This window comes from Ruegeria sp. C8 (assembly GCF_056537565.1).
This window is the reverse complement of record NZ_JBQFRV010000001.1, coordinates 241,078-267,880: the sequence shown is the minus strand read 5'-3', so window position 1 is coordinate 267,880 and position 26,803 is coordinate 241,078. Positions and strand designations below refer to the sequence as shown.

Here is a 26,803-nt window from a genome sequence, read left to right as displayed (position 1 = left end):
GTCTCGTTTAATAACTCGCCTGCACGGCGTTCAGGGCCTGCTGGTCGACAACCGGGCGAGCGCGGGTTTGGGCGTCGCGGACATAGGCATCAAAGATATTCTGCGCCAGTGCCTGATTCATTTGCGCGGTCAGGGCGTCGCTCAGTTGGCGTAGCTCACCACTTTCTGCAGGAGGCAGAACCTCGTCCAGGCGAACGATCAGGGCCGTTCCTTCGCCGCCAATGACGCGCAGGTCGCCCTGCTCCATCTCGAAAACTTCGTTCATGAAGTTTGCGGGGACGTCATCCAGAAACGCAGTCCGCGTCAGGGCGTTTTCCACGCGGAACGGCAGGCCGGTGGCGGTGAAATCGCCATCTGTTGCCAGGGTGGTGACAACAGAATTGGCCTGCTCTTGCAGTGCTTTGGCGGTCTCGGCGGCAACCCATGCAGCGGCCACGCCGTCACGGGCGCTGTCCAGAGGCTCCGGGCGCGGCGCCAGTTCTTCGTTCAGACGCAGGGCGAAGATTGATCCGTCCTCCAGGAAGTCGATCTCGGGGAAGTCGCCGTCGCGTACAGCCTCAGCCGCGCTGCGGAAGCCGTCATATGCGGCGACTTCATCCACACTGTCGCGGGTCCAGTCGATTTGGCCCAGCTCCATATCGGTTTCCTGGGCCAGCTCTTCCAGCGTGGCGCCACCGGCGAGCATATCGTTGATGTCTTCGGATTGTGCTTCGATCAGACGACGTGCGCGGTCCGAGGCCAGTTCTTCCCGCAGGGCAGGCTCGGCATCCTCGAACGGGACGTTGTTGGCCGCCAGAGAGCCGTTGATGCGGAACAGCGCCGGGCCGAACACGGAGGGCAAAGGGCCAACGACCGAGTCCAGCTCCGCGGCAAAGACCTCATCTGCAGCTTCGCCCAAATCGTCGCGAGTCACGTCGCCCAGATCAATGTCGCTTAGCTCCAGCTCGCGTTCGCGTACGAGTTGCTCGAAGGTTGTACCGCCGACCTCAAGCTGGGCTTTGGCGTTGTTCGCGGCGTCCTCATCCGGGAAATTCAGGCGTTCGACCAAGCGGCGCTCAGGCTGCTGGTATTCGTCGGCGCGCTCATCATAGAGGCGGCGCAGCGTGTCCTCATCCACTTCGACCGTATCCAGCAGCATTTCTGGCGACAGGATCGCATAGGTCAGACGCTTGGTGCGGGGCAGGGTGAATTGGTCGGTGTTCTCGTCATAGTAGGCTTGGATTTGCGCATCGGTCGGATCGCCGACTGGCGTTTCCAGCGCATCCGCACCCAAAGTCGCCACGGTAAAGCTGCGGCGCGCGCCAATATAGTCTGTCAGAGTGTCGGTCAGCGTTGCAGGCATTTCAACACCGCCGATGATCGCGCCCTGCACGATGGTGCGCGAGGATTCTTTGCGCAGGTCCGATTCAAACTCGGTATCGGTCATCCCGATCTGTTCCAGCTGAAAGCGATAAGCTTCGCGGTCGAACGTGCCGTTCACGCCTTGAAAGGCCGGGATCGAGACGATCTCGTCCTGCAGGTTTTCGTCGCCGATAGACAGACCCAGTTGACCAACCTCGTTATCAAGCGCGGCCAGAGCGGTCAGGCGGGACAGGGCGAGCTGTTCCAGACCCAGTTCGCGCGCCTGAGACATCTGCAGGGCTTGGCCGGTCTGCGCCTCAACCGCGCGGATTTCGCGTTGAAGCTCGCGGACATAGGCGTCGACCGAGATACTCTCATCCCCGACCTGCGCAACCGTGCGGATGGTGCCGGTCAGGCTGGTGGCGCCAAACCCTGCGAGGCCTACGAACAGAAGGCCCATCAGAATCCAGACAAAGGTTTTCGAGATGCTGTTTTTGCCTGCGGCCATGATGCCCTCTTACTGCTTGCCCTGTCGGTTGCGGCCCTGAATACGACGGGCACCGCCGGGGGGCAAGCTTAGAAGGACAGAGCCTGCAACCGGTCGAACAATTGGGCGATCCCGGCGCGGTCGAGATTGGCGAAGGCGATGCGCACCTGACGTTTTCCGGCCGGGTCATGATCAGGCATGAACATGGTGCCGGGCAGCAGCAGGATACCGGCCTCGGGCACCAGTCTTTGCGCCAGCTCGTCCGACGGGAGGTCGAACGGGTGTTCGAGATAGGCGAAATAAGCGCCGAGTCCCAGCAGGCGCCACCCTTGGGCCTCGAGCTGAGGCATGCCTTCAGCAATCGCGGCGCGGCGGTCGAGGATTTCGTCCCGCTCTCCGGCAAGCCACTGCGACAGGTTCTGCATGCCCCACAGGGCGGCAAACTGGCCGATCTGACCGGGGCATATGGCGACGGTGTCTAGAAATTTCTCGGCCTCGGCCAGCAGGCTTGCGCTGGTTGCAACCGCGCCGACGCGATGTCCGGTCAGGCGGTAGGCTTTGGAGAAGGAATAAAGATGCACCAGCGTCTCATCCCAGCCGTGCTTTTGGAACAGGTCATGCGGAGGACCGCTGCGGCTGTCAAAATCGCGGTAGGTTTCGTCGACCAGCAGGCGAATACCTGCATCGCGCGCGAGATCGTAGAAGGCGCTGACCAGTTCGGTCGGGTATTCGACGCCGCCCGGGTTATTTGGGGTCACCAGAGAAATGGCGCGGGTTTTTTCGGTAATCAAAGCGCGCGCCGCCTCTGGATCGGGCAGCAGATCGTCGCCCGTGGGCAGGTCAACGGCCCGCACGCCTGCCATGTCCAACCACATTTTATGATTGAAATACCATGGGGTTGGGAGGATGACCTCATCCCCCTCGTCGGTGAGCGATGAAATCACAGCTGAGAATGCCTGATTGCAGCCCGACGTTATGGCGATCTGATCTGCTGAAACCTGCCCGGCATAGTGATTGCTGATTTCCGCGGCCAATTCGGCGCGGAGATCGGCATTGCCGAGCACTGGCCCGTAGAGATGGGCGCTGTCTTCGTTTACAGCGAACTCTGCCATGGCCTCCCGCATGGACAACGGCGGAGGGTCAACCGGTGCAGCCTGGCTGACATTGATGAGGGGCCGGTCATCAGGAAACACGACCCCGTCCAACCAACGCCGTGCCTCCATCACTGGTGGCGGGAAGGTGGACCGGGTGCGTGTTTGGGACATGGCAGAATCTTTGCGAGGCTCTGCCTCGCGCTCCGAGGTATTTTTGAACAGAAGAAGTTAGTCGGTGCCGCGATAAGGCTCGACATATTGCAGGGCCATATCCCAGGGGAAGAATATCCACGTGTCCTGGCTGACTTCGGTGATGAACGTGTCCACCATGGGGCGGCCTTTGGGCTTGGCATAGACGGTGGCGAAATGCGCCTTAGGGTACATCGCGCGCACCAGTTCCAGCGTTTTGCCGCTATCGACCAGATCGTCGATGATCAGAACGCCTTCACCATCGCCCATCAGATTTGCATCTGGTGCCTTCAAAACTTCGGCCTCGCCTTGTTCCTGATGGTGATACGAGCGTACGCTGATTGTATCGACGGTGCGGATGTCCAGCTCGCGGCTGACGATCATGGCGGGGGCCATGCCGCCGCGGGTGATCGCGACAACGGCGCGCCATGCGCCGTCATCCGGGCCTTGACCATCCAGCCGCCACGCCAGAGCGCGCGAGTCGCGGTGAATTTGGTCCCAGCTGATGTGGAAGCCTTTTTCGTGGGGCAGGCGGTCTTTGGCGCTCATTTTATCTTAACCCTTTTCAACGTCCGGGGCATCGACGGCTTTCATACCAACGATGTGATACCCCGAATCCACGTGCAGATTCTCACCGGTGACACCGCTGCTGAGGTCGGACAGCAGATACAGGGCCGAGTTGCCCACATCGTCGATCGTCACGTTGCGGCGCAGGGGCGAGTTGTATTCGTTCCACTTCATGATGTAGCGGAAATCTCCGATGCCGCTGGCGGCCAGCGTCTTGATCGGTCCGGCCGAGATCGAGTTAACGCGGATACCGTCCTTGCCCAAATCTTCGGCGAGATACTTGACCGAAGCCTCAAGCGCAGCCTTGGCGACACCCATCACGTTATAGTGGGGCATGACCTGCTCGGCACCGTAATAGGTGAGCGTAATGGCATTGCTGCCCTCGGACATCATCTTTTCGGCCCGCTGCATCACGGCGGTAAAGGAATAGACCGACACATCCATGGTCAGTTTGAAATTTGCACGGCTGGTGTCGACATAGCGACCGCGCAGTTCGTTCTTGTCCGAGAAACCGATAGCGTGGACTACGAAATCCAGCTTGCCCCATTTCTCTTCCAGTGAAGTAAACAGAGCGTCGATCGACCCCTCGTCACTGACATCACATGGCAGCACGATTTCACTGCCGAGTTGCGCTGCCAGAGGGTCAACACGTTTTTTCAGAGCATCACCCTGATAAGAAAAGGCCAGCTCGGCCCCGGCGTTGGACAAGGCGCGGGCGATTCCCCATGCGATTGATTTGTCATTGGCCAGTCCCATGATGAGGCCGCGTTTTCCGGCCATCAACTGATTTGACATGATTGGTTCTCCGCCTGTCGTCGCGTTATGTTGCGATGGGTTTATGCCATTGACTGCCCTGCTTCAAGGCCGTGTGGTCTTGCCCGCGGCGGGTAATCGCCCTAGGCTTCCGACAAATACTTTCCAGGGGATGGAAATGACCGAGCGTGATGGCATTTTTGCTGGCTCCGATCCGTTTGAAATAGCGGCGCGGTGGCTGGGTGAGGCCGAACAGAATGAACCGAATGACCCGAACGCGATTGCGCTGGCGACCGTTGATAAAGATGGCATGCCGAACGCGCGCATGGTTCTTTTGAAAGACATCGAGCCGGAGGCCTTTGTTTTCTATACCAACTATGAAAGTGCCAAGGCGGCTGAGTTGGATCAGGCTGAAAAAGCCGCTTTTGTCATGCATTGGAAATCTTTGCGGCGTCAGATTCGTGTTCGTGGTATAGTCAGTCGAGAAAGCGGGCCCAAGGCGGACGAATATTACGCGTCACGGTCGCTGAAAAGTCGGCTGGGCGCTTGGGCGTCAAAGCAGTCGCGACCCCTGAGCAGCCGGACAGCACTGATGGCCGAGGTTGCCAAGGTGACGGCAAAACTTGGATCCAATCCGCCGCGCCCTCCATTTTGGGGAGGATACCGGTTGGTTCCGACTGAAATTGAATTCTGGGCCGATGGCGCATTTCGCCTGCATGATCGGTTCAGATGGCGGAGGGCTGATCCGGGTTCCGCTTGGGATGTGCAGAGGTTAAATCCATGACGTTCACGTATCGCGAAATGCAACAGACCGAAATCAAAGGTTTTTTTCAGCTTGAATTTGCCTGCCATTGCCATAAAAACCGAAACCTTAACGCACTACTAAATCATTCGATGGGAACACCGTGCCTGAAGACCTGAACAACATGTACCGCGTTCGTGGACACGTAAAATGGTTCGATCCCGCAAAGGGATACGGGTTCGTTGTGTCTGATGAAGGCGGCCCGGATATTCTGTTGCATGTGAACGTGTTGCGGAATTTCGGGCAGAGCTCGGTCGCCGATGGGGCAGGCATCGAGATCATGACCCATCGTACGGATCGCGGTGTTCAGGCGGTCGAAGTTGTTGCTGTCGATCCTCCGGTGCGCGCCGACTCAATGATGTTGGCCGACTTTGCCGAGCTGGATCCGGCGGCGATTGCGGCCGCGCCGTTGGAAGCTGCACGGGTGAAATGGTTCGACAAAGGCAAGGGATTCGGATTCGCCAATGTGTTCGGTCGGGATGAGGATGTGTTTTTGCATATCGAAGTTCTCCGCCGTTCTGGCCTTGCCGATCTGCAGCCGGGCGAAGCGCTTGCCATGCGGGTGATTGATGGCAAACGGGGCCGTATGGCGGCTCAGGTCTTGGCTTGGGAAGCGGCGCTGGATCACTAACACCATGATGCGGTTTTGGGCTTCTCTGGCAGTATGTGTGACATTTCTGGCAGAAGGCGTGGCCGCCGAATGTCGCCCTGACCGGGTCGAGTTGCGCAACGATCAGACTCATGTCCGGTTTGACGTCGAACTGGCCGTGACCGGCCCCGAGAAATCGCGTGGGCTTATGTTTCGCGAGAATTTGCCGAACCGGTCGGGCATGCTCTTCGTCTACGATCCACCGCAACAGGTGGCGTTCTGGATGAAGAACACACTGATTCCTCTGGATATGATTTTCGTGGACCAGGTGGGCGTCGTGACGCGCGTACATGAAGGTGCGATTCCCGGTGATCTGACCCCGATTGAAGGGGGTGGCGACATCTTTGCCGTGCTTGAAATCAACGCCGGTTTGTCCGCGCGTTACGGCATTCAGCCCGGCACCCAGATGCGGCACGAAATTTTTTCACAAGCGAGTGCGATTTGGCCCTGTTAGGGCTTTTCAAATCAGATCAGCATCGTTAGGAACGGCGCACGGTCCGGGGCGTGGCGCAGTCTGGTAGCGCACCTGTTTTGGGTACAGGGGGTCGTAGGTTCGAATCCTGCCGCCCCGACCACTTCTTCACTTAAGTTGGTGAACCACCCATCGCTTGGTAGAGCGCGCTTAGCGCTTTATCCAGCGTTTTGCTTTCAACGGGAACTTCGACGGTCGCGCCGTTTTTCTGCGGCACTTGGAAGAACAGCCGCGCATCCACGCGGTACCCGCCAGAGGTCTTGGTTGAGGTCATGCGCATGATGCTCTGCGGCAGATCCTCGGGCGAGCCATCATAGCTGAGAATCAAAAAGGCTGTAGTGTCTGGTGGTAGAAACTCGCGGCATTCGAAAGAATTGGCGTCGATCTTTAGGAACGTCTCGCCGGGGCCTTCGCAACTGGTCTGGAAGGTTTCGAACAATCTGTCGGGGTAGGCGCTGAATTGAGCGCTACGCGACGCCGTTGGCAATTCTTGTGCTGTGCAGGCCGCGATCAGGGCGCCTATCGGGGCGAGTTGAAGCAACTTCATCGTTTTGCCTGCTCTTTGTTCAATGGGTTGACGCGAGGATATGGCCGAAAGGCCACAACGTGATTCCCTGCCAGCTTAGCCAGCACAGGACTGGATGATCAAACCCGGATAACCATGCTGGTAAAAAAGGCAATTTCATCTGGCCGGTTTTGCGATCGGCGCCGTCCCGCCGTGGATCATTCTGTGGAGGAATCAGATCGCCCAGCACCCGACAAACAGGTCAACACAAAAGATTTCAAAAATGACTTAAAAAGGTCGTTGACCTGATATGCAAAGATACGCCAGATTGTATGGGCCGAATATGACGCCACTACATCTGGTATGAAAGCCGGAGAGGGCGCAGGGCAGGGACGGAACGCACACGAGTACATTTGTGCAACCGCAGCGGCGGTATCGCGCTCATACGGGCAGCGGTTGGTCCTTTGCGTCTGTCAGGTTCGGCATTGCTGGTGGCTTTGCATTTCCCAAGCCGCAGCGAGGGTTGACGGACAATAAAAGGCGGCGGACATGAAGATTGAAAGAAAATTTACCAAATCAGGGCAGGATGCGTATGCGGAGCTCGATTTCGTCTCGGCAACCTCCGAGATTCGAAACCCTGACGGCACAATTGTCTTTCGTCTGGACAATATCCAAGTCCCCTCAAGCTGGAGCCAGGTGGCCAGCGATGTCATCGCGCAGAAATACTTCCGCAAGGCTGGCGTTCCCAGCAAGCTGAAGAAGGTCAAAGAAAAGGATGTTCCTGAATTCCTGTGGCGCTCGGTCCCGACTGACGATGCCGAGTTCGAAGGTGAGACATCTTCGAAACAGGTGTTTGACCGTTTGGCAGGCGCTTGGGCCTATTGGGGCTGGAAGGGTGGCTATTTCTCAACCGAGGAAGACGCGCGCGCCTATTTTGACGAAATGCGCTACATGCTAGCGACCCAGCGCGCCGCGCCGAACTCGCCTCAGTGGTTCAACACCGGTCTGCACTGGGCTTACGGGATCGACGGCCCGGCACAGGGACATCACTATGTCGACTATAAAACCGGCAAACTGACCAAGTCGAAATCCGCTTACGAGCATCCGCAGCCGCATGCGTGCTTCATCCAGTCCGTCGATGATGATCTGGTGAACGAAGGCGGCATTATGGATCTGTGGGTGCGAGAAGCGCGCCTGTTCAAATATGGCTCGGGAACCGGCACCAATTTCAGCCATCTGCGTGCAGAAGGCGAAGCGTTGTCGGGTGGCGGCAAGTCCTCGGGCCTCATGGGTTTTCTCAAGATCGGCGACCGCGCCGCTGGCGCGATCAAATCAGGCGGGACAACCCGTCGAGCAGCAAAGATGGTGATCGTCGATGCGGATCACCCGGACATCGAGCAATTCATCGAATGGAAGGTGATCGAAGAGCAGAAGGTGGCCTCGATCGTTGCCGGATCGAAGATGCACGAGAAGATGCTGAACGGCATTTTCGAGGCCATCCGCAGCTGGGACGGTGCGCAGGACGATGCGTATGATCCCAACAAGAATGATAGTTTGAAGAAAGCGGTTCGTGAGGCCAAAAAGGTCGCGATCCCCGAGACTTACATCAAGCGCGTGCTGGATTATGCGCGGCAGGGTCACGACAGCATCGAGTTCCCCACCTACGACACGGACTGGGATTCGGAGGCCTATAGCTCGGTCTCGGGTCAGAACTCGAACAACTCGATCCGCGTAACCAATGCGTTCCTGACCGCTGTTGAGAAAAACGCCGATTGGGAATTGATCAACCGCACCGATGGCAAGGTCGCCAAGACCGTAAAGGCCCGCGATCTGTGGGAGAAAGTCGGGCATGCCGCATGGGCCTGCGCCGATCCGGGCATCCAGTTCCACGACACGGTCAATGAATGGCACACATGCCCCGAAGACGGTGAGATCCGCGGATCGAACCCGTGCTCGGAATACATGTTCCTTGATGACACGGCCTGTAACCTGGCGTCCATGAACCTGCTGACCTTCCTGAAAGATGGTGAGTTCCAGGCGGCCGATTACATGCATGCGGCGCGCCTGTGGACCCTGACTCTGGAAATCTCTGTGACCATGGCGCAGTTCCCATCGAAGGAAATTGCGAAACTCTCCTATGATTTCCGTACCTTGGGTCTGGGCTATGCCAATATCGGCGGTCTGCTGATGAACATGGGCTACAGCTACGACTCGGACGAGGGTCGGTCGATCTGTGGCGCGCTGACCGCAATCATGACTGGTGTGGCATATGCGACCTCGGCTGAGATCGCCGGAGAGCTGGGTCCGTTCAAGGGCTATGAGCGCAACGCGGACCACATGCTGCGCGTCATTCGCAACCACCGCCGTGCAGCGCAAGGCGTGGCCAATGGGTATGAGAAACTGGCCGTAAAGCCCGTGCCTCTGGACCACAACAACTGCCCGGACAAACGTCTGGTCGATCTGGCCATGTCGGCATGGGACGAGGCACTGAGCCTTGGTGAACAGAACGGTTACCGCAACGCGCAGGCCACCGTGATCGCGCCCACCGGCACCATCGGTCTGGTAATGGATTGTGACACCACAGGGATCGAGCCGGATTTTGCTCTGGTAAAGTTCAAGAAGCTCGCGGGCGGCGGCTACTTCAAGATCATCAACCGGTCGGTGCCGTCGGCGCTGGAGAAGTTGGGCTATTCCTCGTCTCAGATCGAAGAGATCGTGGGTTACGCGGTTGGGCACGGCACCATCGGCAACGCGCCGGGGATCAACCACACCTCGCTGACCGGTCATGGCTTTGGCCCGAATGAGCTGGCCAAGGTGGATGCCGCGCTGGAAAGCGCCTTTGATATCCGGTTTGTCTTCAACCAATGGACACTGGGTGAGGATTTCTGCACCGGCGTGTTGGGCATCCCGGCGACCAAGCTGAACGATCCAACCTTTGATCTGCTGCGCCATCTTGGCTTTACCAAAGCCGATATCGACGCAGCGAACGATCATGTCTGCGGAACTATGACGCTAGAGGGCGCGCCGCATCTGAAGGAAGAGCACTATTCGATCTTCGACTGCGCCAACCCGTGCGGCAAGAAAGGCAAGCGTTTCCTTGGTGTTGACAGCCATATCACTATGATGGCGGCTGCGCAGAGCTTTATCTCGGGCGCGATCTCGAAGACGATCAACATGCCGAATGACGCAACCATCGAGGATTGCCAGAAAGCATACGAACTCAGCTGGTCGCTGGGTGTGAAGGCGAACGCGCTCTATCGTGACGGCTCGAAACTGTCGCAACCGCTGGCCGCAGCGCTGGTCGAGGATGATGATGAGGCGGCAGAAGTGCTGGAAAGCGGATCGACGCAGGAAAAAGCTGTCGTTCTGGCCGAGAAGGTGATCGAGAAGGTCGTGGTCAAGGAAATGATCCGCAGCCATCGCGAGAAACTGCCCCATCGCCGCAAGGGCTATACCCAGAAGGCGATCGTCGGTGGCCACAAGGTTTACCTGCGGACCGGTGAGTTCGAAGACGGCAAGTTGGGCGAGATCTTCATCGACATGCACAAGGAAGGTGCTGGCTTCCGGGCGATGATGAATAACTTTGCCATCGCGGTCTCGGTCGGCCTGCAATACGGCGTGCCGCTGGAGGAATTCGTCGACGCCTTTACGTTCACCAAGTTCGAACCGGCTGGGATGGTACAGGGCAACGACTCGATCAAGAACGCGACGTCGATCCTCGACTACATCTTCCGCGAACTGGCCGTGTCTTATCTGGACCGCACCGATCTGGCCCACGTGAAACCCGAAGGCGCGAGCTTTGATGATCTGGGTCGCGGTGAGGAAGAAGGCGTTTCCAACGTCTCCGAGGTTAGCGACAGCGCGGCGTCCAAGTCTTTGGAAGTGTTGAAGCAAATCAGCTCGACCGGGTATCTGCGGAAACGCTTGCCGCAGGATCTGGCGATGTTCAACCCGCAGGCCGAACTCAACGGAATGTCCGAACCGACAGCCGCGTTTGAAGCGTCGGCGGAAACCGCTGTGGCGACCGGCATGGACGCACGGACCAAAGCCAAGATGCAGGGCTATGAGGGAGACCCCTGCGGCGAATGCGGAAACTACACGCTGGTGCGCAACGGCACCTGCATGAAATGCAACACTTGCGGCGCAACAAGCGGGTGTAGCTGAGTTTAGCGCCCCGGCAACCCGGGGTGCAGGGGTCGGTCGCTGCCTTATGTACCGGCCCCGACGAATACGGAGCATGGCGCTGAGACTTACCATCAAAGCCATGTTCCACTCGGCCGACATGCCCGTGTTGGCCGGGAACAGGGTGGGGCGGAATATTGCTCCCTCCCACTCTTTCACGGGGCGGGTGCGCTCGCCCCATGCGCAGTCCAGGCCGCAGGCAAAAAAATACCGGGCGGTCAACGAAATGAGCCTGGAAGGCGAAACTGACAGGGGGCTTCGGCCCCCTTTCTTTTTGTCTAAAGCGTCTCGGGTTTTACCTGAACCATCAAGTGACACGAATGTCCCGAGAACGCTGAAAGCGTGGCAGGGTATTCGTGTCTCAGGTTTAACCCGAAACGCTATAAAGACCGGTCGCTGAGCTGAGTTTTGCCAGATCACCTCAAAACCGTCGGGCAAGTTCTGCCGAGGCGCGATGGGGGATTTTTGCCCGGCAACAAGCCGCAGAGGCGACTCGGCCAAACACGCGGAGATTGGCGCGAAGTGGCCTCGATCTCGCTATGCGGGTGACGCTGGCCCAGTCCTGAGGTTTCTTGCGCTCGTCCGGACGCAAAATCCAAATATTCACTCAGGAGGCAAACTTATGACACCGAAATATCTGACCGCTCTCGCGGCGGTAGCACTCGCACTGCCCACTCTGGCCACTGCGCAATCGGCAGCCGACGCAAATGGAGATGGCGTGTTGACCATCGAAGAGGTTCAAGCTGTCGTGCCCGAGGTTAACGCCGACACGTTCTCGGCCATGGATGCAAATGGGGATGGCGCATTGGACGCGGATGAAATCGCCATTGCACAAGAAGCTGGTCTGCTTCCCCCAAGCAACGGTTGATTGCTGAGATATTTTAGCGGCCCGAGTAAAATCGGGCCGCTTTTCATCGCCTTACAACGGTAAGTGGATGTTAAATTTGGCGCGAATTTCCGCGTCGAGCAGAGGGTCGAAATTCGCTGCAGACGGGCTGGAGAGGATTTCGTTTTTGCGCTCGATTGCTTTTTCGATCAGGTCAGGCTTGTCCAATTCGGCCCATTCCTTAGGTGAGGTGCGGTCGCCGAAGGTCGGATACACATAATCCGCCTGCATCCGGCTGAGCGTCGCATCAGTGCCAAGATAGTGGCCGGGCCCGCCCATACACACCTCAGCAATCTGATCCAGCGCCAGAGTTTCGTCCGAAACCTCGATCCCGCGCACACAGCGCTGCGCTTGTCCGATCAGGTCATCGCCCAGGATCAGGCTTTCAAGACAAAACCCCAGAAGGGACGCATGCATGCCAGCGGCCTCATAGATCATGTTGGCGCCAGACAGGCCGGTCATGACGTTGGAACACATCTGCTCCCACCCAGCCTGCATGTCGGGCAGTTTCGAATCCGATGCTCCGGCGGCGGTTCCACCCGGAAGGTTGTAGAAATTGTGCATCTGGGCGCATCCCGCGCTCAGCAGGGCCTGTTCGCCCGATCCCACGGACATTGCTCCGGTGCGAAGGTCCAGACCGAATGGCCACGTGCCAAACACGGCGGGCGCGCCAGGCACGACGGCGTTTACGTAGACCAGACCGGCCAGGCATTCCGCTGTGGCTTGAGTGATGGCCCCTGCGATGGTCGACGGTGCGGTTGCTCCGGCCATGCCAGCCGACAGCAACAGGACCGGCATTCCCGCTTTGATGACCGCTTCCATGACCTCGCAGCTTTCGGTCGCGAATTTCATAGGTGGCACAACAAAGCAGTTCGAGTTCGAGATGAAAGGACGTTCGCGCCATTTATCCTCACCGCCGGCGATCATGTAGATCATCTCCATCGCTGGGGCGACGTGGCTGGGTTCTGTAAAGGATGTGCCGATATGTTTGAACGTACCTGCGCATGCCGCGTAGATCGTGTTCAGGTCCATCTCGAGGTTGTCGGCGATGTCACGACACACCATGGGGCGCTGAACGAAGTGGATATTGTCGAGCTGCTCGCAGATGCGAGAAGCATCGTGCAGGTCCTGCACGGTCGAGTCGCGGTAATTCCGCCCATCCACATCGACCATGCTGACCGCGGCACCCGCCGTGCCGTAGTGAACCTTTGTCCCGCTCAGCTCCAAATCCGTCTTGCCGTTTCGACTATACAGAGTGACCGAGCGGTTTGCCTTTGCGATCGTGTCCTCGACCAGTGCGCGAGGGAAACGAATGCGCCCATCGTCGCCTAGAGTGCAGCCAGCGCCCACCAGATAGTCGATCCCGCTTTGCGGGGCGTCCGCCAGCCCGATAGTTTCCAGAGCCTGAAGCGCCGCTTCGTGAATACGCTCCATCTGCGCTTGGGTCAGAGGCTTGTAGGTGCCGCCCTCCATCCCCGGGCGGACCGGGCGCAGGTGGTCGGGCAGGGCTGCGGCGCGGGCAGCACGACGCGCTGCGCGTCCGCCAGTTCTTGCAGAGCTGCGAGTTTGTTCGTTCATTTTAGATATCCGATTATTCAGGTGATTGAGATTGCGAGCAAAATCAGACCTGTGCTGGGCGTCCCCGTGCCGCACGCCCACGATCCGCGCCAATCGTGCGGCTGATCAGACGTATTTTCCAAACTTCGTTGTGCATTCAGTTCCTCGGACTTGCACGCCCATCCTGAGCAGCGCTAGATTTAAGTCTGTTCTGTTTGCGACCTCGCTGTCAATTATGTTGCTTTCTCGGTCGCGTGACGTTTGCCCATTGTCTTTTCCACAGGACTGCTTTTATTGTGTCCGAACGGGCATGGCGATTTTGACGCCCATAAGTCCCGCTTTTTTGAGTTTCGCTGCTGTGCCGCATGTGATGATCCATCTTTCACGGCATGGCAGACCGATTGTGCCCCGATCGGGGCAATGGAGTGCCTGAGCCCGGAAAATTCCGGGCGAAAGGAATAAATGGGCAGGCGGCGACCAAGATCGCGCCTGTCGGAGAAGAACCGCGATGACGCGCGCGCAACGTTTGAAAGACCGGGCAGGGGGCCACAGCGCCAGACCCTGCCGCGCGCCGTCTGATATCGCCCGTACAAGACACCTCCCCAAAAGTGCCTGTCCGCCTGGATGGGTCAGGACAACGCGTTTGGCGCGGTGCATCAAGGACACATGGCTAAGAAAATGCTTATCGATGCCACCCACGCCGAGGAAACTCGGGTTGTGGTGGTTGACGGAAACAAGGTCGAGGAGTTCGATTTTGAATCCGAAAATAAACGCCAGCTCGCTGGCAATATCTATCTAGCAAAAGTTACCCGGGTCGAACCGTCTCTGCAGGCGGCATTCGTGGACTATGGCGGCAATCGTCATGGTTTCCTGGCGTTTTCGGAAATTCATCCCGACTATTATCAGATCCCCGTCGCCGACCGTGAGGCGCTGATGGAGGAAGAGCGCGCCTATGCCGAGGCGATGAAGGCGCGTGACGAGGCCGAGGAAGCCAAGCCCAAGAAACGCCGTTCGCGGTCGCGCAGCAAGGCAGCGGACGTCAAGTCGAACGATCCGGTCGAGACATTGGATGTCACGTCCGAGCCGACGGGTATGGAGACCATTGATCTCGACGACAGCGAAGAGAGCGATGATCTGACAGTGCCCGAGGGGACCTCTCCGATGGAGACGGTTGCCGAGACGCCGGTAGAAGAACCTTCTGAGGATGAAGTGTCTGAGACCACTGACGCGCCGACCGCAGAAGAAGAGACTGCTGAGGTTGAGGCTGTTGAGGTCGAGACCGTTGAGGCGACCTCTGATGAGCAGGCTGAAACCGAGGCGGAAGAACAGCCCGAAGCTACTGCTGATGCGGAAGAAGCCGAGGCTGACTCTGAGGAAACCGCGCAGGCTGAGCCTGAGGCAGAAACCACTGAGACAGAGCTTGCCGAAGGTGACGACTCAGACGACGAAGAGAAAAAACCTGATGCGACTGCCAAGGATGATTCGATTGAATCGGTCGCCGATGAGGACGACAGCGAGGATATCCGTCCTCCGCGCAAGCCGCGCCCGCGTCGCTACAAGATCCAGGAAGTGATCAAAGTGCGCCAGGTTCTGCTGGTGCAGGTCGTCAAGGAAGAGCGGGGCAACAAAGGTGCCGCGCTGACCACCTATCTGTCGCTGGCCGGCCGCTACTGCGTTCTGATGCCCAATACCGCACGCGGCGGCGGCATCAGCCGCAAGATCACCAATGCGCCCGACCGTAAGAAGCTGAAGGAAATCGCAGCCGAGATCGACGTGCCAACTGGCGCGGGCCTGATCATCCGGACCGCAGGCGCCAAACGCACGAAATCCGAGATCAAGCGCGACTATGAATACCTGCAGCGCATGTGGGAGCAGATTCGCGAGCTGACTCTGAAATCCATCGCGCCCGCAAAAATCTACGAAGAAGGTGACCTGATCAAACGGTCGATCCGTGACCTCTATAACCGCGAAATCGACGAGGTTCTGGTCGAAGGCGAGGGCGGTTACCGCATCGCCAAGGACTTCATGAAGATGATCATGCCGTCCCACGCCAAGAATGTGAAACGGTATGAGGACGCGCTGCCTCTGTTTGCGCGCTATCAGGTGGAAAGCTATCTGGCCGGGATGTTCAACCCGACCGTGCAGCTGAAATCCGGCGGCTATATCGTGATCGGCGTGACCGAGGCGCTGGTGGCGATCGACGTGAACTCAGGCCGGGCGACGAAGGAAGGTTCGATCGAGGAAACCGCGCTCAAGACCAACCTTGAGGCCGCCGAGGAAGTGGCACGCCAGTTGCGTCTGCGTGACCTTGCCGGTCTGATCGTCATCGACTTCATCGATATGGACGAGCGCAAGAACAATTCAGCCGTCGAAAAGCGGATGAAAGACAAGCTTAAGACCGACCGCGCGCGCATTCAAATGGGCCGCATCTCGGGCTTTGGTCTGATGGAGATGAGCCGCCAGCGCTTGCGCCCCGGTATGCTTGAAGCAACGACGCAGCCGTGCCCGGCCTGTCATGGCACCGGTCTGATCCGTTCGGACGACAACATGGCGCTGTCGATTCTGCGTCAGATCGAAGAGGAAGGCACCCGCCGCCGCTCACGCGAGGTTCTGGTGCGCTGCCCGGTCAGCATTGCCAACTTCCTGATGAACCAGAAACGCGAACATATCGCCCAGATCGAAGGGCGCTATGGTCTGTCCGTGCGTGTCGAAGGCGACATGCATTTGGTCAGCCCCGATTTCTCTTTGGAGAAGTTCAAGACCGCTAGCCGGATCGTGCCCGAAGCGACAGCTCCGGTCGTCTCGGTCGATGCGTCGCTGATGGATCTGGTCGACGCGACCGAAGAAGAAGAGGTCGAAGAAGAGGCGGTTCAGGCCGAAGAAGACGCCAAGCCCAAGCGCAAGCGTCGTCGGCGTCGCCGCAAGAAGGGCGGCAACGATCAGCAGGAGGCTGAGGCATCGGAAGCTGTTGAAGACGCGGCTGCTGAGGCTCCCTCGGACGACGCTCCTGAGGCATCGGACGAGGACGAAAAGCCTGCCAAGCCCAAGCGTCGCCGTGCGCCGCGTCGCAAGAAGAAAGACGTGGAAGCCGAAGCGCAGGATGCCCCCGAACAGGAGGCAGAGGCCAAGGAAGACGCCCCAGTGGAAGCAGTCGATGTGGTTGCCGAGGCTGAGACAGCTCCGGAACAGGTCGAAGAAGCTCCGGCGGACTTCGCTGAGGTTGCAGAAGCGGCACCGGAACTGGCGCAAGACGCCGAAGAACCTTTTGAGGCCGTTGAAACGGCAGAGCCTACTAAGGCGGTGGAAGCAGAAAAACCAGTCGATACTCAACCGGCTGAGGAGCCCGCTCCGGTCGAAGAGGTTGCCGAGGTTGAGGCCGCACCCGAAGTAGAAGAAACCCCAGCCGAACCCGTTCTGGAGACGGTTTCGGAAGAGCCGGAACAACCGGCTGAGCCGCCCAAGCCTAAACGGCGTGGTTGGTGGTCGCTCGGAAGCTAAAGCGAGAAGCTAAAATGAAAAGGCGGGGCTTGAGGCCCGCCTTTTTCGTTTTGACAGCCAAGGTCTTAGCCCGCTTTCTGGATCAGATAGACCTGATAGCCGTTCTCTTCCTCTTGGGACAGTAGGGTGTGGCCGCTCTCCGCGCAAAAATGCGGGACATCAACTATCGCCGCAGGATCATCTGCCAGCACGCGCAACACGGCACCACCGGGCAAAGACTTCAACCTTTTGCGCGCTTTCAACACAGGCAAAGGGCACAACAGGCCCAGGGCATCGAGGGTTTCAGTAGGATTAGACATAAGGCTCAGATATTTCGCCCAAGGCGCAGTGTCCAGCGCGCAACCACGAGGATGTGACCGAATAGCCCCGTGACGAAGCCGCCTTCATACCATATGTGCTGAAACATGTTCGGAATAGATATCATCGACGCGGGTCTGCTGCCTGCTATGTTCATCGCCCTGATCGGCGGTTTGATCAGTTTTCTGTCGCCTTGTGTGCTGCCGATCGTGCCGCCGTACCTGGCGTATATGAGCGGCGTCAGCATCAACGAGATGCAGGATCAGGCCCGCGCCCGGCGCAAGGCGACTTTGACCGCCTTGTTCTTCGTTCTGGGGCTGTCGACCGTGTTCCTGCTGCTTGGCTTTACCGCCTCGGCCTTCGGGGCGTTTGTTCTGAAAAATCAGGTGCTTTTCGCCAAGCTCTCGGGTGCGGTGGTGATTGTCTTTGGCCTGCACTTTCTGAACGTGTTCCGTATCCCTCTGCTGGATCGCGAAGCGCGGGTTGAAACCGGAGACTCCGGCGGCTCGGTCTTTGGCGCTTATATTCTGGGTCTTGCGTTTGCCTTTGGCTGGACGCCGTGTATTGGCCCTCAGTTGGGTGCAATCCTGTCGTTGGCCGCGTCTGAGGCATCGGTCGCGCGGGGCACTTTGTTGCTCGGCGTCTATGCGGCGGGTCTGGGTATTCCGTTCCTGCTGGCTGCGATGTTCCTGAATCGCTCAATGGGTGTCATGAACCGGATCAAACCCTATATGGGCACGATCGAGAAGGTCATGGGCGGGCTTCTTCTGTTCGTGGGCATCATGCTGATCACGGGCCTCTTCACCGAATTCAGCTGGTGGCTGCTGGAAACCTTCCCGGCGCTGGCGGTTCTGGGCTGATCCACCTTACCTTGGCCGCAATGCTGCGTTAACCTGCGCAGCAGAAGGTAAGGCCATGAGCAGTCAGATAAATCAGCCACAGCTGCGCAGGCGGCATGTGTTTTACATTCCCGGCTACGACCCGATCCCCGCGCGGCGTTACCGCGAGCTGTATCGGACCGAGTCGCAAGCGCAGGCTGAGATCTCGGGATACCAGATCAACCTTGCGCCAAAGACGGGCGACGGCCCGTTTGGCTGGCATGTTTCATCTGTTCAGGATGGGGTTGAGGTTCAAACAGATGTCGAGGTTCTGGTCTGGTCCGATATCGTGCAGGACAGCATGTCGGGCTCGATTCTCGCGACCTATTTGCAGCTTGGTCAGACGGCGTGGACCTATATCTCATCGGGTACGTTAAAAAGGCTGCGGCAGCTCAGGAAGGGCCCGGTGATTGCTGCGCTCTATCCGGTGGGGATGCTGCTGTTGCAACTTCTCGCTGCCGTGTTGATCGTGATCCTTGCGGTCACTCTGGCTGGATGGTGGGGGCTGCTGCCGGGTTTGGCTTTGGCCTATGGCTTGCTGCGCTGGTTCCGCAAAATCGACAATCGCCTTTTCGCCTATTACCTGATGCATGATTACGCATACTCGGCGCAATTTCAGGGGGAGATTCCGGGCAAACTGCAACACCGCCTGGAGGAGTTCGCGGATTTGATCGAGGCCGCGCTAAAGACGGATGTTGATGAGGTTCTGGTCGTCGGCCATAGCTCGGGCGCGCATCTTGGCGTTTCTGTTCTGGCGGATGTTCTGCGTAGACAGACCGCAAGTGGGCCAGCACTGTCGTTTCTGACACTCGGGCAAGTGGTGCCGATGGTCTCGTTCCTGCCCAAGGCTCAGAAACTCAGGTCGGACCTTCAGTTCCTGTCCACGCAAACCACTTTGACATGGGTGGATGTCTCAGCGCCCGGGGATGGCTGTTCTTTCGCCCTATGTGATCCGGTCGCCGTTAGCGGTGTTGCGGGCCACGACAAGACATGGCCTCTGGTCCTGTCCGCCGCCTTCACCCAAACACTGTCACCCGAGCGATGGAAAGCCCTGCGGTGGAGGTTCTTTCGGCTGCATTTTCAATACCTCTGCGCCTTTGACCGACCGGGCACCTATGACTATTTCCGCTTCACGGCGGGACCTCTGACATTGGCAGAACGGTTCAAAGACCGCGCGCCGTCGAACAGCCGGATTGAGACGCCGGTCTCGAAATACACGGATACGAGCCGATGAAGCCGCCCAAGCCGCAGTCTCGCCTAGATCGAGTCTCTCTCTGGCGCTATCTGAAACTGTTCCGGCAGGACCTGTTGTCGGCGCAGCCTCAACGCCTCTATCGCGCGTGGATGGCCGAGTTTCGCACGCCGTTTTTCCGGTCCTACATGATCAATCAACCGGATTTGGTGGATGAGGTCCTCAAGAAACGTCCGGATGAGTTTCCGAAATCCAACCGCATCAGCGAAGGGTTGCGGCCATTGCTGGGGGAGTCCGTGTTTCTGACCAACGGCGCGACATGGAAACACCAGCGCCGTATCATTGACCCCGCTTTTGAGGGCGGACGGCTGAAGGATACGTTCCCGGCCATGGTCGCCGCTGCGGATGCTTGTGTGGATCGGCTGCGCCCTTTGGCAGGAACGCAGGTCGAGTGCGAACAGATCACCAGCCATGCCGCCGCTGACGTGATTTTCCGAACCCTGTTTTCTGTGCCCATCGAACACGACATCGCCGCACAGGTCTTCGACAGGTTCCGAGCGTATCAGCGCGAGCAGCCTTTGTTGAACCTCGCCGCTTTTGTACCGCTCCCACGTTGGTTGCCCCGGTTTCATTCGCGAAAGACGCGTGGAACCGCGCGAGAGATCCGCGCCCTGATTGCCAAACTGACGAAAGATCGGGCTGCGGCGATTGCTGCGCATCGCGCGCCCGATGATCTGGCAACCAAGATCATGACGACACCTGACCTGGAAACCGGCAAGTGTTTTGAGCCGGAGGAGATGGTCGATCAGGTTGCGATTTTCTTTCTGGCCGGACACGAAACCAGCGCCTCGGCTTTGGCGTGGACGCTCTACCTGATGGCGCTTTACCCCGAGTGGCAGGAGAGACTAGCGAAGGAAGCTGAAGCACTTGACGATCGTTCTTTCGCGGTGATGTCCAAGCTGAAACTCAGCCGCGACGTGTTCCGTGAGGCCCTCAGGCTCTATCCGCCAGTGCCGATGATGGTCCGGCAGGCCAGTTGCCCCGAGAGGTTTCGCAACAGAGACATTCCAAAAGGGTCGCAGATCGTGATCAGCCCCTGGCATCTGCATCGGCAAGAGCGGCTGTGGGACAACCCGGATGGTTTCGATCCCAATCGTTGGAGCACGGAAAACGGCAAAACCTGTCAGCGTGAGGCCTATATACCCTTCTCGACAGGCCCGCGCGTCTGTCCCGGGGCCGGGTTTGCGATGGTCGAGGGGCCTTTGATCCTTTCCACTTTGCTGCGCCATTTCAGATTCGAAACAATCCCGGACAAAACGCCCGTTCCGGTGGCTCATCTGACGGTCAGATCGCGGGATGGCATATGGTTGCGCGTGGTTGAGCGCTAACAAACTACCATCACCCATAACTGTGCTGTATGCGGTGAAGGAAATCGGAATCAGTCTTGAACGGGAAAATACTATGTCCAAAGCAGAACAGCGCGCGCAGATGTCAGATGGAGCAGGCTTTATTGCAGCACTGGATCAAAGCGGCGGATCAACCCCGAAAGCTCTGGCGCTCTACGGCGTGGATGCCGCGCAATACGCCTCGGAAGAGGAGATGTTCGGCGAAATCCAGAACATGCGCGCGCGGATCATCCTGGCGGATGACTTCACCAAGGACAAAGTGATCGGCGCGATCCTGTTCGAACGCACCCTTGGCGAAGAGATCGAAGGTCGCAAGGTCGCCGATTACCTATGGTCCGTCAAAGGGATCGTGCCGTTCCTGAAAATCGACAAGGGTCTGGAAGATACTGCAAACGGTGTGCAGATGATGAAGCCCATCCCGGGGCTGGCCGAGACATTGGCCCAAACGGAAGGCGTGTTTGGCACCAAGGAACGCTCGGTCATTCATGAAGCCAACGCCGAAGGTATCGCCGCCGTTGTTGCCCAGCAATTCGACGTGGCCCGCGTCGTGACCGAAGCTGGCATGGTGCCGATTGTCGAGCCCGAGGTGAACATCAACTCGGAAACCAAGGCCGAAGCCGAAGATATTCTGAAAGCCGAAATCCTGAAAAACCTCGACCAACTGGCCGAAGGGCAGGAGGTCATGCTGAAGCTGACTATTCCAAGCGTCGCGAACCTCTTTGACGAAGTGGCCGATCACCCGCGTGTTCTGCGCGTAGTGGCCCTGTCAGGTGGTTACTCGACCGAGCAGGCCTGTGATCTGCTGGGGCAAAACGGCAAAATGATCGCGTCCTTCTCGCGCGCGCTGACCGAGGGGCTTTCGAAACAGCAATCGGATGCCGAATTCAACGCCGCCCTCGGCAGCAATATCGACAAGATCTTCAAAGCGTCGGCGTGACGCCTAAACCGGTTTGACAAAATCGCGGCGCATCTGCGCCGCTTTTTCCCGGCTGATGCAGCCTATCGCGTGATCATTGATCAGCCCCATTGCCTGCATGAAGGCAAAAACGGTGGTGGGGCCGACAAATTTCCAGCCCCTCTTTTTCAGGTCTTTCGACATCGCCACTGACTCGGCTGAGGTGCTGGCTGTCTGTGGCTCTGGCGGTGAGGTTGGTTCATACCGCCAGACATATGCCGCGAGGGAACCTTCCTTCGCCACCAACTCCTGCGCACGACGGGCGTTGTTGATCACGGCTTCGATCTTGCCGCGATGGCGGATGATACCTGCATCTTGCAGAAGGCGTTCGATATCAGCCTCAGAAAACTCGGCCATCTTGTTGAAATCTAAATCGCAAAAGGCCCGGCGAAAGTTCTCGCGCTTGTTCAGGATCGTTCGCCAGCTGAGGCCGGACTGAAAACTCTCAAGACACAGTTTTTCGAACAATCGTCGATCATCGGACACCGGGTAACCCCATTCCGTGTCATGATAGTCGAAGAACTCAGGCGCCGCTTGGCACCATGCGCATCGGGCGAGGCCATCAGGACCCAAAACGGTTTTGCTCATGAATGTACCTATTTTGTTCTCATTCAGCCTACACTCAAAGCTGAGGCTCTGACAAGCGTCAAAGCTTGTCGCGATACCAGTTCAGAACGAAAACACGTATGGCCGATGCCAGCCCTGTATCAGGGTCGCGTGCAACATCAATATCGGCAGCCAAAGCATTGATGGGCTGCTGTTTTTCTTCGGCAATATCGCGGAACGCACGCCAGAATTCATCCTCAAGCGAGACTGACGTCCGGTGCCCCTTGAGGGTCAGAGAGCGTTTGACCGGAGGGCCGCTCATTCATCCAACTCGTGATTGTCCAAATCGCGGTTCTGCTTGTCTTTTCGCAGCTTCACGACCTGTTTTTCGGCCTTGCTGCGCCCGAACGCGACCGCGTTTTGATCCGCGCGGGCCTTTTTTTCGGCCCGCGCTTTTTCTTTCCGATACCGGTTCAAGTTGACCGGCTTACCCATCAGTCTTTCGGGCCGATCATCTGTTCGGGGCGCACGACGGCGTCAAAGGTCTCTTCATCGACAAAGCCTAGTGCGACGGCCTCTTCCTTGAGGGTCGTGCCGTTCTTATGCGCCGTTTTGGCAACTGTGGTGGCGTTGTCATAGCCAATGGTTGGGGCCAGAGCGGTCACCAGCATAAGCGACTCCTTCATCAGCTTGTCGATGCGCGGCTCGTTGGCCTGAATGCCCGACAGCATCCGTTCAGTGAAACTGTCGGTGGCATCGCCCAGCAGTTGGATCGACTGCAGAAGATTGTAGGACATCATAGGGTTATAGACATTCAGCTGGAAATGACCCTGAGAGCCCGCAAACTTAATCGCAGCATCATTGCCCATTACATGGGCGGCCACCTGTGTGAGGGCTTCGGCCTGTGTCGGGTTCACTTTACCAGGCATAATGGAAGACCCCGGCTCGTTTTCCGGTAGAATCAGCTCTCCTAGACCCGAGCGAGGGCCTGAGCCTAGCAGGCGAATATCGTTGGCGATCTTGTAGCAAGACCCGGCGATGGTCGCCAATGCACCCGACAAGAAGACCATGGCGTCATGCGCGGCCAGGGCTTCAAATTTGTTCGGAGCCGTCACAAAGGGCAGGCCAGTGACTTCAGCCATGTTGGCGGCGACGGCTTCGTCCCATCCACCATGGGTGTTCAACCCGGTTCCAACGGCAGTTCCACCTTGCGCCAGCTCGTAGATACCGGGCAATGCAGCCTCAACACGGGTAATGCCCTGACGGATCTGATGGGCGTAGGCTCCGAATTCCTGTTCCAGCGTCAGCGGAGTCGCATCCTGCGTATGAGTGCGGCCGATCTTGATGATACCCGCGAATTCAGCAGCCTTTTTCTCAAGCGTTTCGGCAAATTTGGTCAAACCGGGTAGCAGCACGTCGCGCACGCTGACCGCAGTTGCGATATGCATGGCGGTTGGGAATGTGTCGTTCGACGATTGGCCCATGTTGCAGTGATCATTTGGATGAACCGGATCTTTCGAGCCGATGACGCCGCCCAAAATCTCAATCGCGCGGTTTGCGATCACTTCATTCGAGTTCATGTTGGACTGCGTGCCCGAGCCGGTCTGCCATACGACCAGAGGGAAGTTGTCGTCGAACTTGCCCTCGATCACCTCGCCAGCGGCCTGAATGATTGCGTCGGCGATCTTGGCGTCCAGCTTGCCGGTCGCTTTGTTCTCCATCGCGCAGGCTTTTTTGATCACGCCCAGAGCGCGCACGATGGCCACGGGCTGCTTCTCCCAACCGATGGGGAAGTTCATAATCGAGCGCTGCGTCTGCGCCCCCCAGTACTTGTCAGCGGGAACCTCGAGCGGGCCAAAGCTGTCGGATTCGGTGCGGGTCTGAGACATCGGGTACTCCGTCTGGTATGCAGTTGTATGCCGTTTAGCCAAGGCAGCGCCGCAACGCAATTGGCCAGTTGCGCGCAGCTTAAACTCAACAAAACCCAAGGTATAGGCGCAAGGCGGGTGAAATTGTTCCAATCGCGCGCGCAAGCCCCATTGTGCGCGCCTGCCGCTGAGCTACAATATATGTGTGGCCATCGTGGAGGATGAAATGCCAATCTCAGCTCGGATGATCCCGTTGAAAACCATGCTGTTGGCCATGGGGCTGGTCCTGCTGGGCACGCTGGCAAACGCATCCAGTATCACGCCCTTCGTCGGGGACTACACCGGATCCGCCAATGTTGTCGACGTAGATGGAACTGCAACGCCTCGGGATATGAGCGTTTCGATCCATGAGACCCGCCACGGGTTCAATGTCAGCTGGACCACAACGACCTACAAGCTGGACGGGCGGGTCAAGCAACAGAAATTCTCGGTCGACTTTGTGCCCTCGGACCGGCCCGATGTGTTTTCGGCAGCCATGCAACGGAATGTGTTCGGCCATGAGGTGCCTCTGGACCCAATGAAAGGAGAACCCTTTGTCTGGGGCCGGATTGAAGGGGACACGATGACCGTGTTTTCCCTGTTTATTGATGCGCAGGGCGGCTACGAGTTGCAGCAATATGATCGAACCCTGGCCGAGGGCGGGCTGAATCTGTCGTTCTCGCGCTTCATCAACGGAGACAAATCCCGCGCGGTCGAGACCTTTTTGCAAAAACAATAAACCCCGCGAAGAGCACGGGGTTTGATGGACTACTTGCGGAAGCTGTCCAATGAGACGACGTCGGCGTCGTGATGAACCTCGGGTTCTTCGACCTCAATTGCCTCTTCTACGAACTCCTCTTCCGCGTCGTCATCCTCGGGTCCTTCAAAGCGCAGGCCGAATTCGACGGACGGATCCACGAACGTTTTGATGGCCGTGTAAGGGATGTAGAGCGGTTCCGGCGCATCGCCGAAGTTCAACGTAATCGCAAAGCCGTTTTCGCCGACCTCAAGGTTTTCGAACCAATGTTGCATCACGATCGTCATCTCTTCGGGATAGCGGTCACGCAGCCAGTCTGCGATGTCGACGCCGTCTTCTCTTGTATCGAACGTGATGAAGAAATGGTGCGCGCCTGGTAGCCCGGTTTCAGAGACACCGGTCAGAACGGTTTTGATCAGCCCGCGCATGGCGGTGTGCATCAGGTTTCCATAGTCGATGTCTTGCGACATGTGTCATCCTCGAAAGTGGTTACTTCCAGCATAGGCGTTTTAGCTGGAAACGAAAGGGCGGGTATCGCCGGATTGATCATAATAGCTGGATAGCGATGCCAGCGACGGACATCAGCGCCAGAACCGTTGCCATCCCTAATTTTGCCCGAAAAATCAATACCCCAGCGGCGATAGTGAGCGCACCCGCAGTGAGGTTTAGCGATTCCCAAACAGGCAGAGGTATCGAGACAGGCCCCCAACTGTACTGCGTGACCACATCGAATAGAACGTTCAAGGCGAACCACACGGAGAGGTTGAGAATCACACCTACGACGGCTGCCGTAATGCCATGCAAAGCGGCAGAGAGCCGAGGGCGCGTCGCCAGTTTGTCCAAATACGGAGCGGCGAGAAAGATCCAAAGGAAACACGGAACGAACGTTGCCCATAGCGCAACCGCACCTGCGGCGAAGGCCAGCGAGACCCCTCCGTTGATTTGTCCGGTCAGCATCGCGACGAATTGCGTGACCAGAATCAACGGCCCGGGGGTGGTTTCCGCAAGGCCCAGCGCGTCGATCATCTGGCCGGTGCTGATCCATTGATACTGATCGACCACTGTCTGTGTCATGTAGGCCAAAACAGCGTAGGCCCCGCCAAAGGTCACCACGGCCAGACGGGCGAAGAACCATCCCAAGTCGCTGAGCAATTGATAACTGGACAGGGACAGGAGGACCAATGGTCCGAGCCAGAGCGGCACCCAAATGGCAACCGTGCGTAGGGTGCCGGAAAAACTTGCGCGTGGGGAGGTGTCTTGCTGCGCAACGGGTCCTTTGAAAGACACATAGCCCCATAGCGCGGCGGCCAGAATGATCAGTGGAAAGGGCAGGTTGAACAGGAAGATTCCCAGGAACCCGATCCCCGCGATGAGGCGGTGTTCCGTGTCGGTCAATGCCTTTCGTGACAGCTTCAGGAGCGCTTGAAGGACGATCACGATGACCGTGGCCTTGATCCCCAGAAAACCGGCTTGCACAAGGGGCAGGGTGCCGAAGCTCGCGTAGAGCAGAACCAGCGCCGAGATGACTATTGCCCCCGGCAGAACAAACAGGGTGCCAGCAATCAACCCTCCGGTCACGCCCCGAAGACGCCAACCCGCATAAGTGGCCAGCTGCATCGCCTCTGGCCCCGGCAGCAACATGCATAGGGACAGGGCGCGCAAATAGGTTTCTTCAGACAACCAAGCGCGACGGTCTACCAACTCCTGATGCATCAAGGATATCTGCGCCGCAGGGCCGCCGAAGGACAAAAGGCCAATTCTGCCGAAGACCAGAACAAGGTCGCGCACTGAAGGCGTCATGTCACGTTAGCCCAACGGTCAAAATGCGCTCGGACAGCTGGTTTTTTCGATCACGAAGCATGACCCATTTCCTCGCAATGGCG

At 58.1% G+C, this 26,803-nt stretch carries 24 protein-coding genes and 1 tRNA gene; 12 read left to right on the top strand and 13 right to left on the bottom strand.

Features of this window, described 5'->3' with window-relative positions:
* Positions 1-7: 7 nt before the first annotated feature.
* The 4 genes from ACR0KL_RS01370 to fabI all read right to left on the bottom strand — a co-directional run bounded on the left by ACR0KL_RS01370 (position 8) and on the right by fabI (position 4,473).
* Entirely contained in the window at positions 8-1,849 is a 1,842-nt protein-coding gene (locus ACR0KL_RS01370) for a SurA N-terminal domain-containing protein (RefSeq protein WP_480776569.1), read from the bottom strand.
* A gap of 68 nt (positions 1,850-1,917) precedes the next feature.
* Positions 1,918-3,093, bottom strand: a complete 1,176-nt coding sequence (locus ACR0KL_RS01365; RefSeq protein WP_480776568.1) for an aminotransferase — start codon at positions 3,091-3,093, stop codon at positions 1,918-1,920.
* Between the two features lie 57 nt (positions 3,094-3,150).
* A complete protein-coding gene (gpt, locus tag ACR0KL_RS01360) occupies positions 3,151-3,660 on the bottom strand; it encodes a xanthine phosphoribosyltransferase (RefSeq protein ID WP_170373804.1) in 510 nt (169 codons plus the stop codon).
* A gap of 6 nt (positions 3,661-3,666) precedes the next feature.
* Positions 3,667-4,473, bottom strand: coding sequence for an enoyl-ACP reductase FabI (gene fabI / locus ACR0KL_RS01355; RefSeq protein WP_480776567.1), 807 nt, complete (start codon positions 4,471-4,473; stop codon positions 3,667-3,669).
* A gap of 136 nt (positions 4,474-4,609) precedes the next feature.
* Here fabI and pdxH point away from each other — a divergent pair, with 136 nt between their 5' ends.
* The 4 genes from pdxH (at position 4,610) to ACR0KL_RS01335 (ending at position 6,457) form a co-directional block, all read left to right on the top strand.
* The gene (gene pdxH / locus ACR0KL_RS01350) at positions 4,610-5,215 is read left to right on the top strand and encodes a pyridoxamine 5'-phosphate oxidase (protein ID WP_170676114.1); all 606 of its coding nucleotides are present in this window, start codon (positions 4,610-4,612) and stop codon (positions 5,213-5,215) included.
* Positions 5,216-5,336: 121 nt separating this feature from the next.
* On the top strand, positions 5,337-5,864 hold the full coding sequence (locus ACR0KL_RS01345; RefSeq protein WP_170373801.1) for a cold-shock protein: 528 nt from the start codon (positions 5,337-5,339) through the stop codon (positions 5,862-5,864).
* Positions 5,865-5,868: 4 nt separating this feature from the next.
* Positions 5,869-6,336, top strand: coding sequence for a DUF192 domain-containing protein (locus ACR0KL_RS01340; protein WP_170676113.1), 468 nt, complete (start codon positions 5,869-5,871; stop codon positions 6,334-6,336).
* Positions 6,337-6,380: 44 nt separating this feature from the next.
* Positions 6,381-6,457 (top strand) — tRNA-Pro (locus ACR0KL_RS01335).
* 9 nt (positions 6,458-6,466) lie between these two features.
* On the opposite strand, the gene ACR0KL_RS01330 is transcribed toward ACR0KL_RS01335, so the two are convergent.
* The gene (locus ACR0KL_RS01330; RefSeq protein WP_480776566.1) at positions 6,467-6,901 is read right to left on the bottom strand and encodes a hypothetical protein; all 435 of its coding nucleotides are present in this window, start codon (positions 6,899-6,901) and stop codon (positions 6,467-6,469) included.
* Between the two features lie 507 nt (positions 6,902-7,408).
* On the opposite strand from ACR0KL_RS01330, the gene ACR0KL_RS01325 reads away from it, so the two are divergent.
* Entirely contained in the window at positions 7,409-11,023 is a 3,615-nt protein-coding gene (locus ACR0KL_RS01325) for a vitamin B12-dependent ribonucleotide reductase (RefSeq protein WP_480776565.1), read from the top strand.
* A gap of 640 nt (positions 11,024-11,663) precedes the next feature.
* Positions 11,664-11,909, top strand: a complete 246-nt coding sequence (locus tag ACR0KL_RS01320) for an EF-hand domain-containing protein (protein WP_170638644.1) — start codon at positions 11,664-11,666, stop codon at positions 11,907-11,909.
* A gap of 51 nt (positions 11,910-11,960) precedes the next feature.
* Here the strand turns inward: ACR0KL_RS01320 and ACR0KL_RS01315 are convergent, their stop codons facing one another.
* Positions 11,961-13,505, bottom strand: a complete 1,545-nt coding sequence (locus tag ACR0KL_RS01315; protein WP_170676110.1) for a trimethylamine methyltransferase family protein — start codon at positions 13,503-13,505, stop codon at positions 11,961-11,963.
* Positions 13,506-14,150: 645 nt separating this feature from the next.
* On the opposite strand from ACR0KL_RS01315, the gene ACR0KL_RS01310 reads away from it, so the two are divergent.
* Positions 14,151-16,982, top strand: coding sequence for a ribonuclease E/G (locus tag ACR0KL_RS01310; protein WP_170676109.1), 2,832 nt, complete (start codon positions 14,151-14,153; stop codon positions 16,980-16,982).
* Positions 16,983-17,047: 65 nt separating this feature from the next.
* On the opposite strand, the gene ACR0KL_RS01305 is transcribed toward ACR0KL_RS01310, so the two are convergent.
* Positions 17,048-17,281: a sulfurtransferase TusA family protein gene (locus ACR0KL_RS01305; RefSeq protein ID WP_170548534.1), complete on the bottom strand. Its 234-nt coding sequence runs from the start codon at positions 17,279-17,281 to the stop codon at positions 17,048-17,050.
* 105 nt (positions 17,282-17,386) lie between these two features.
* Here ACR0KL_RS01305 and ACR0KL_RS01300 point away from each other — a divergent pair, with 105 nt between their 5' ends.
* The 4 genes from ACR0KL_RS01300 to ACR0KL_RS01285 all read left to right on the top strand — a co-directional run bounded on the left by ACR0KL_RS01300 (position 17,387) and on the right by ACR0KL_RS01285 (position 21,692).
* A complete protein-coding gene (locus ACR0KL_RS01300) occupies positions 17,387-18,139 on the top strand; it encodes a cytochrome c biogenesis CcdA family protein (protein ID WP_170373794.1) in 753 nt (250 codons plus the stop codon).
* Between the two features lie 55 nt (positions 18,140-18,194).
* Positions 18,195-19,391: a hypothetical protein gene (locus tag ACR0KL_RS01295; protein WP_480776564.1), complete on the top strand. Its 1,197-nt coding sequence runs from the start codon at positions 18,195-18,197 to the stop codon at positions 19,389-19,391.
* Positions 19,388-20,737 carry a cytochrome P450 gene (locus tag ACR0KL_RS01290; RefSeq protein WP_480776563.1) on the top strand — a complete coding sequence of 450 codons (1,350 nt, stop codon included), beginning with the start codon at positions 19,388-19,390 and terminating at the stop codon, positions 20,735-20,737. Before ACR0KL_RS01295 ends, ACR0KL_RS01290 begins: the two co-directional genes overlap by 4 nt.
* Before the next feature lie 73 nt (positions 20,738-20,810).
* The gene (locus ACR0KL_RS01285) at positions 20,811-21,692 is read left to right on the top strand and encodes a fructose bisphosphate aldolase (RefSeq protein ID WP_480776562.1); all 882 of its coding nucleotides are present in this window, start codon (positions 20,811-20,813) and stop codon (positions 21,690-21,692) included.
* A gap of 3 nt (positions 21,693-21,695) precedes the next feature.
* On the opposite strand, the gene ACR0KL_RS01280 is transcribed toward ACR0KL_RS01285, so the two are convergent.
* Genes ACR0KL_RS01280 through fumC form a run of 4 tightly spaced genes read right to left on the bottom strand, consistent with a single transcriptional unit; the run spans position 21,696 to position 24,145 of the window.
* Entirely contained in the window at positions 21,696-22,298 is a 603-nt protein-coding gene (locus tag ACR0KL_RS01280) for a DNA-3-methyladenine glycosylase I (protein ID WP_170676105.1), read from the bottom strand.
* Positions 22,299-22,356: 58 nt separating this feature from the next.
* The gene (locus ACR0KL_RS01275) at positions 22,357-22,578 is read right to left on the bottom strand and encodes a ribbon-helix-helix domain-containing protein (RefSeq protein WP_170659606.1); all 222 of its coding nucleotides are present in this window, start codon (positions 22,576-22,578) and stop codon (positions 22,357-22,359) included.
* On the bottom strand, positions 22,575-22,751 hold the full coding sequence (locus ACR0KL_RS01270) for a DUF4169 family protein (protein WP_170638651.1): 177 nt from the start codon (positions 22,749-22,751) through the stop codon (positions 22,575-22,577). Before ACR0KL_RS01270 ends, ACR0KL_RS01275 begins: the two co-directional genes overlap by 4 nt.
* Positions 22,751-24,145, bottom strand: a complete 1,395-nt coding sequence (fumC, locus tag ACR0KL_RS01265; protein ID WP_170676104.1) for a class II fumarate hydratase — start codon at positions 24,143-24,145, stop codon at positions 22,751-22,753. Before fumC ends, ACR0KL_RS01270 begins: the two co-directional genes overlap by 1 nt.
* A gap of 241 nt (positions 24,146-24,386) precedes the next feature.
* Here fumC and ACR0KL_RS01260 point away from each other — a divergent pair, with 241 nt between their 5' ends.
* On the top strand, positions 24,387-24,902 hold the full coding sequence (locus ACR0KL_RS01260) for a hypothetical protein (protein ID WP_425083199.1): 516 nt from the start codon (positions 24,387-24,389) through the stop codon (positions 24,900-24,902).
* 29 nt (positions 24,903-24,931) lie between these two features.
* Here the strand turns inward: ACR0KL_RS01260 and ACR0KL_RS01255 are convergent, their stop codons facing one another.
* Both ACR0KL_RS01255 and chrA read right to left on the bottom strand, forming a co-directional pair.
* A complete protein-coding gene (locus ACR0KL_RS01255) occupies positions 24,932-25,390 on the bottom strand; it encodes a ClpXP protease specificity-enhancing factor SspB (RefSeq protein ID WP_170638653.1) in 459 nt (152 codons plus the stop codon).
* A gap of 76 nt (positions 25,391-25,466) precedes the next feature.
* Positions 25,467-26,720, bottom strand: coding sequence for a chromate efflux transporter (gene chrA / locus ACR0KL_RS01250; protein WP_170676103.1), 1,254 nt, complete (start codon positions 26,718-26,720; stop codon positions 25,467-25,469).
* Between the last annotated feature and the right edge of the window lie 83 nt (positions 26,721-26,803).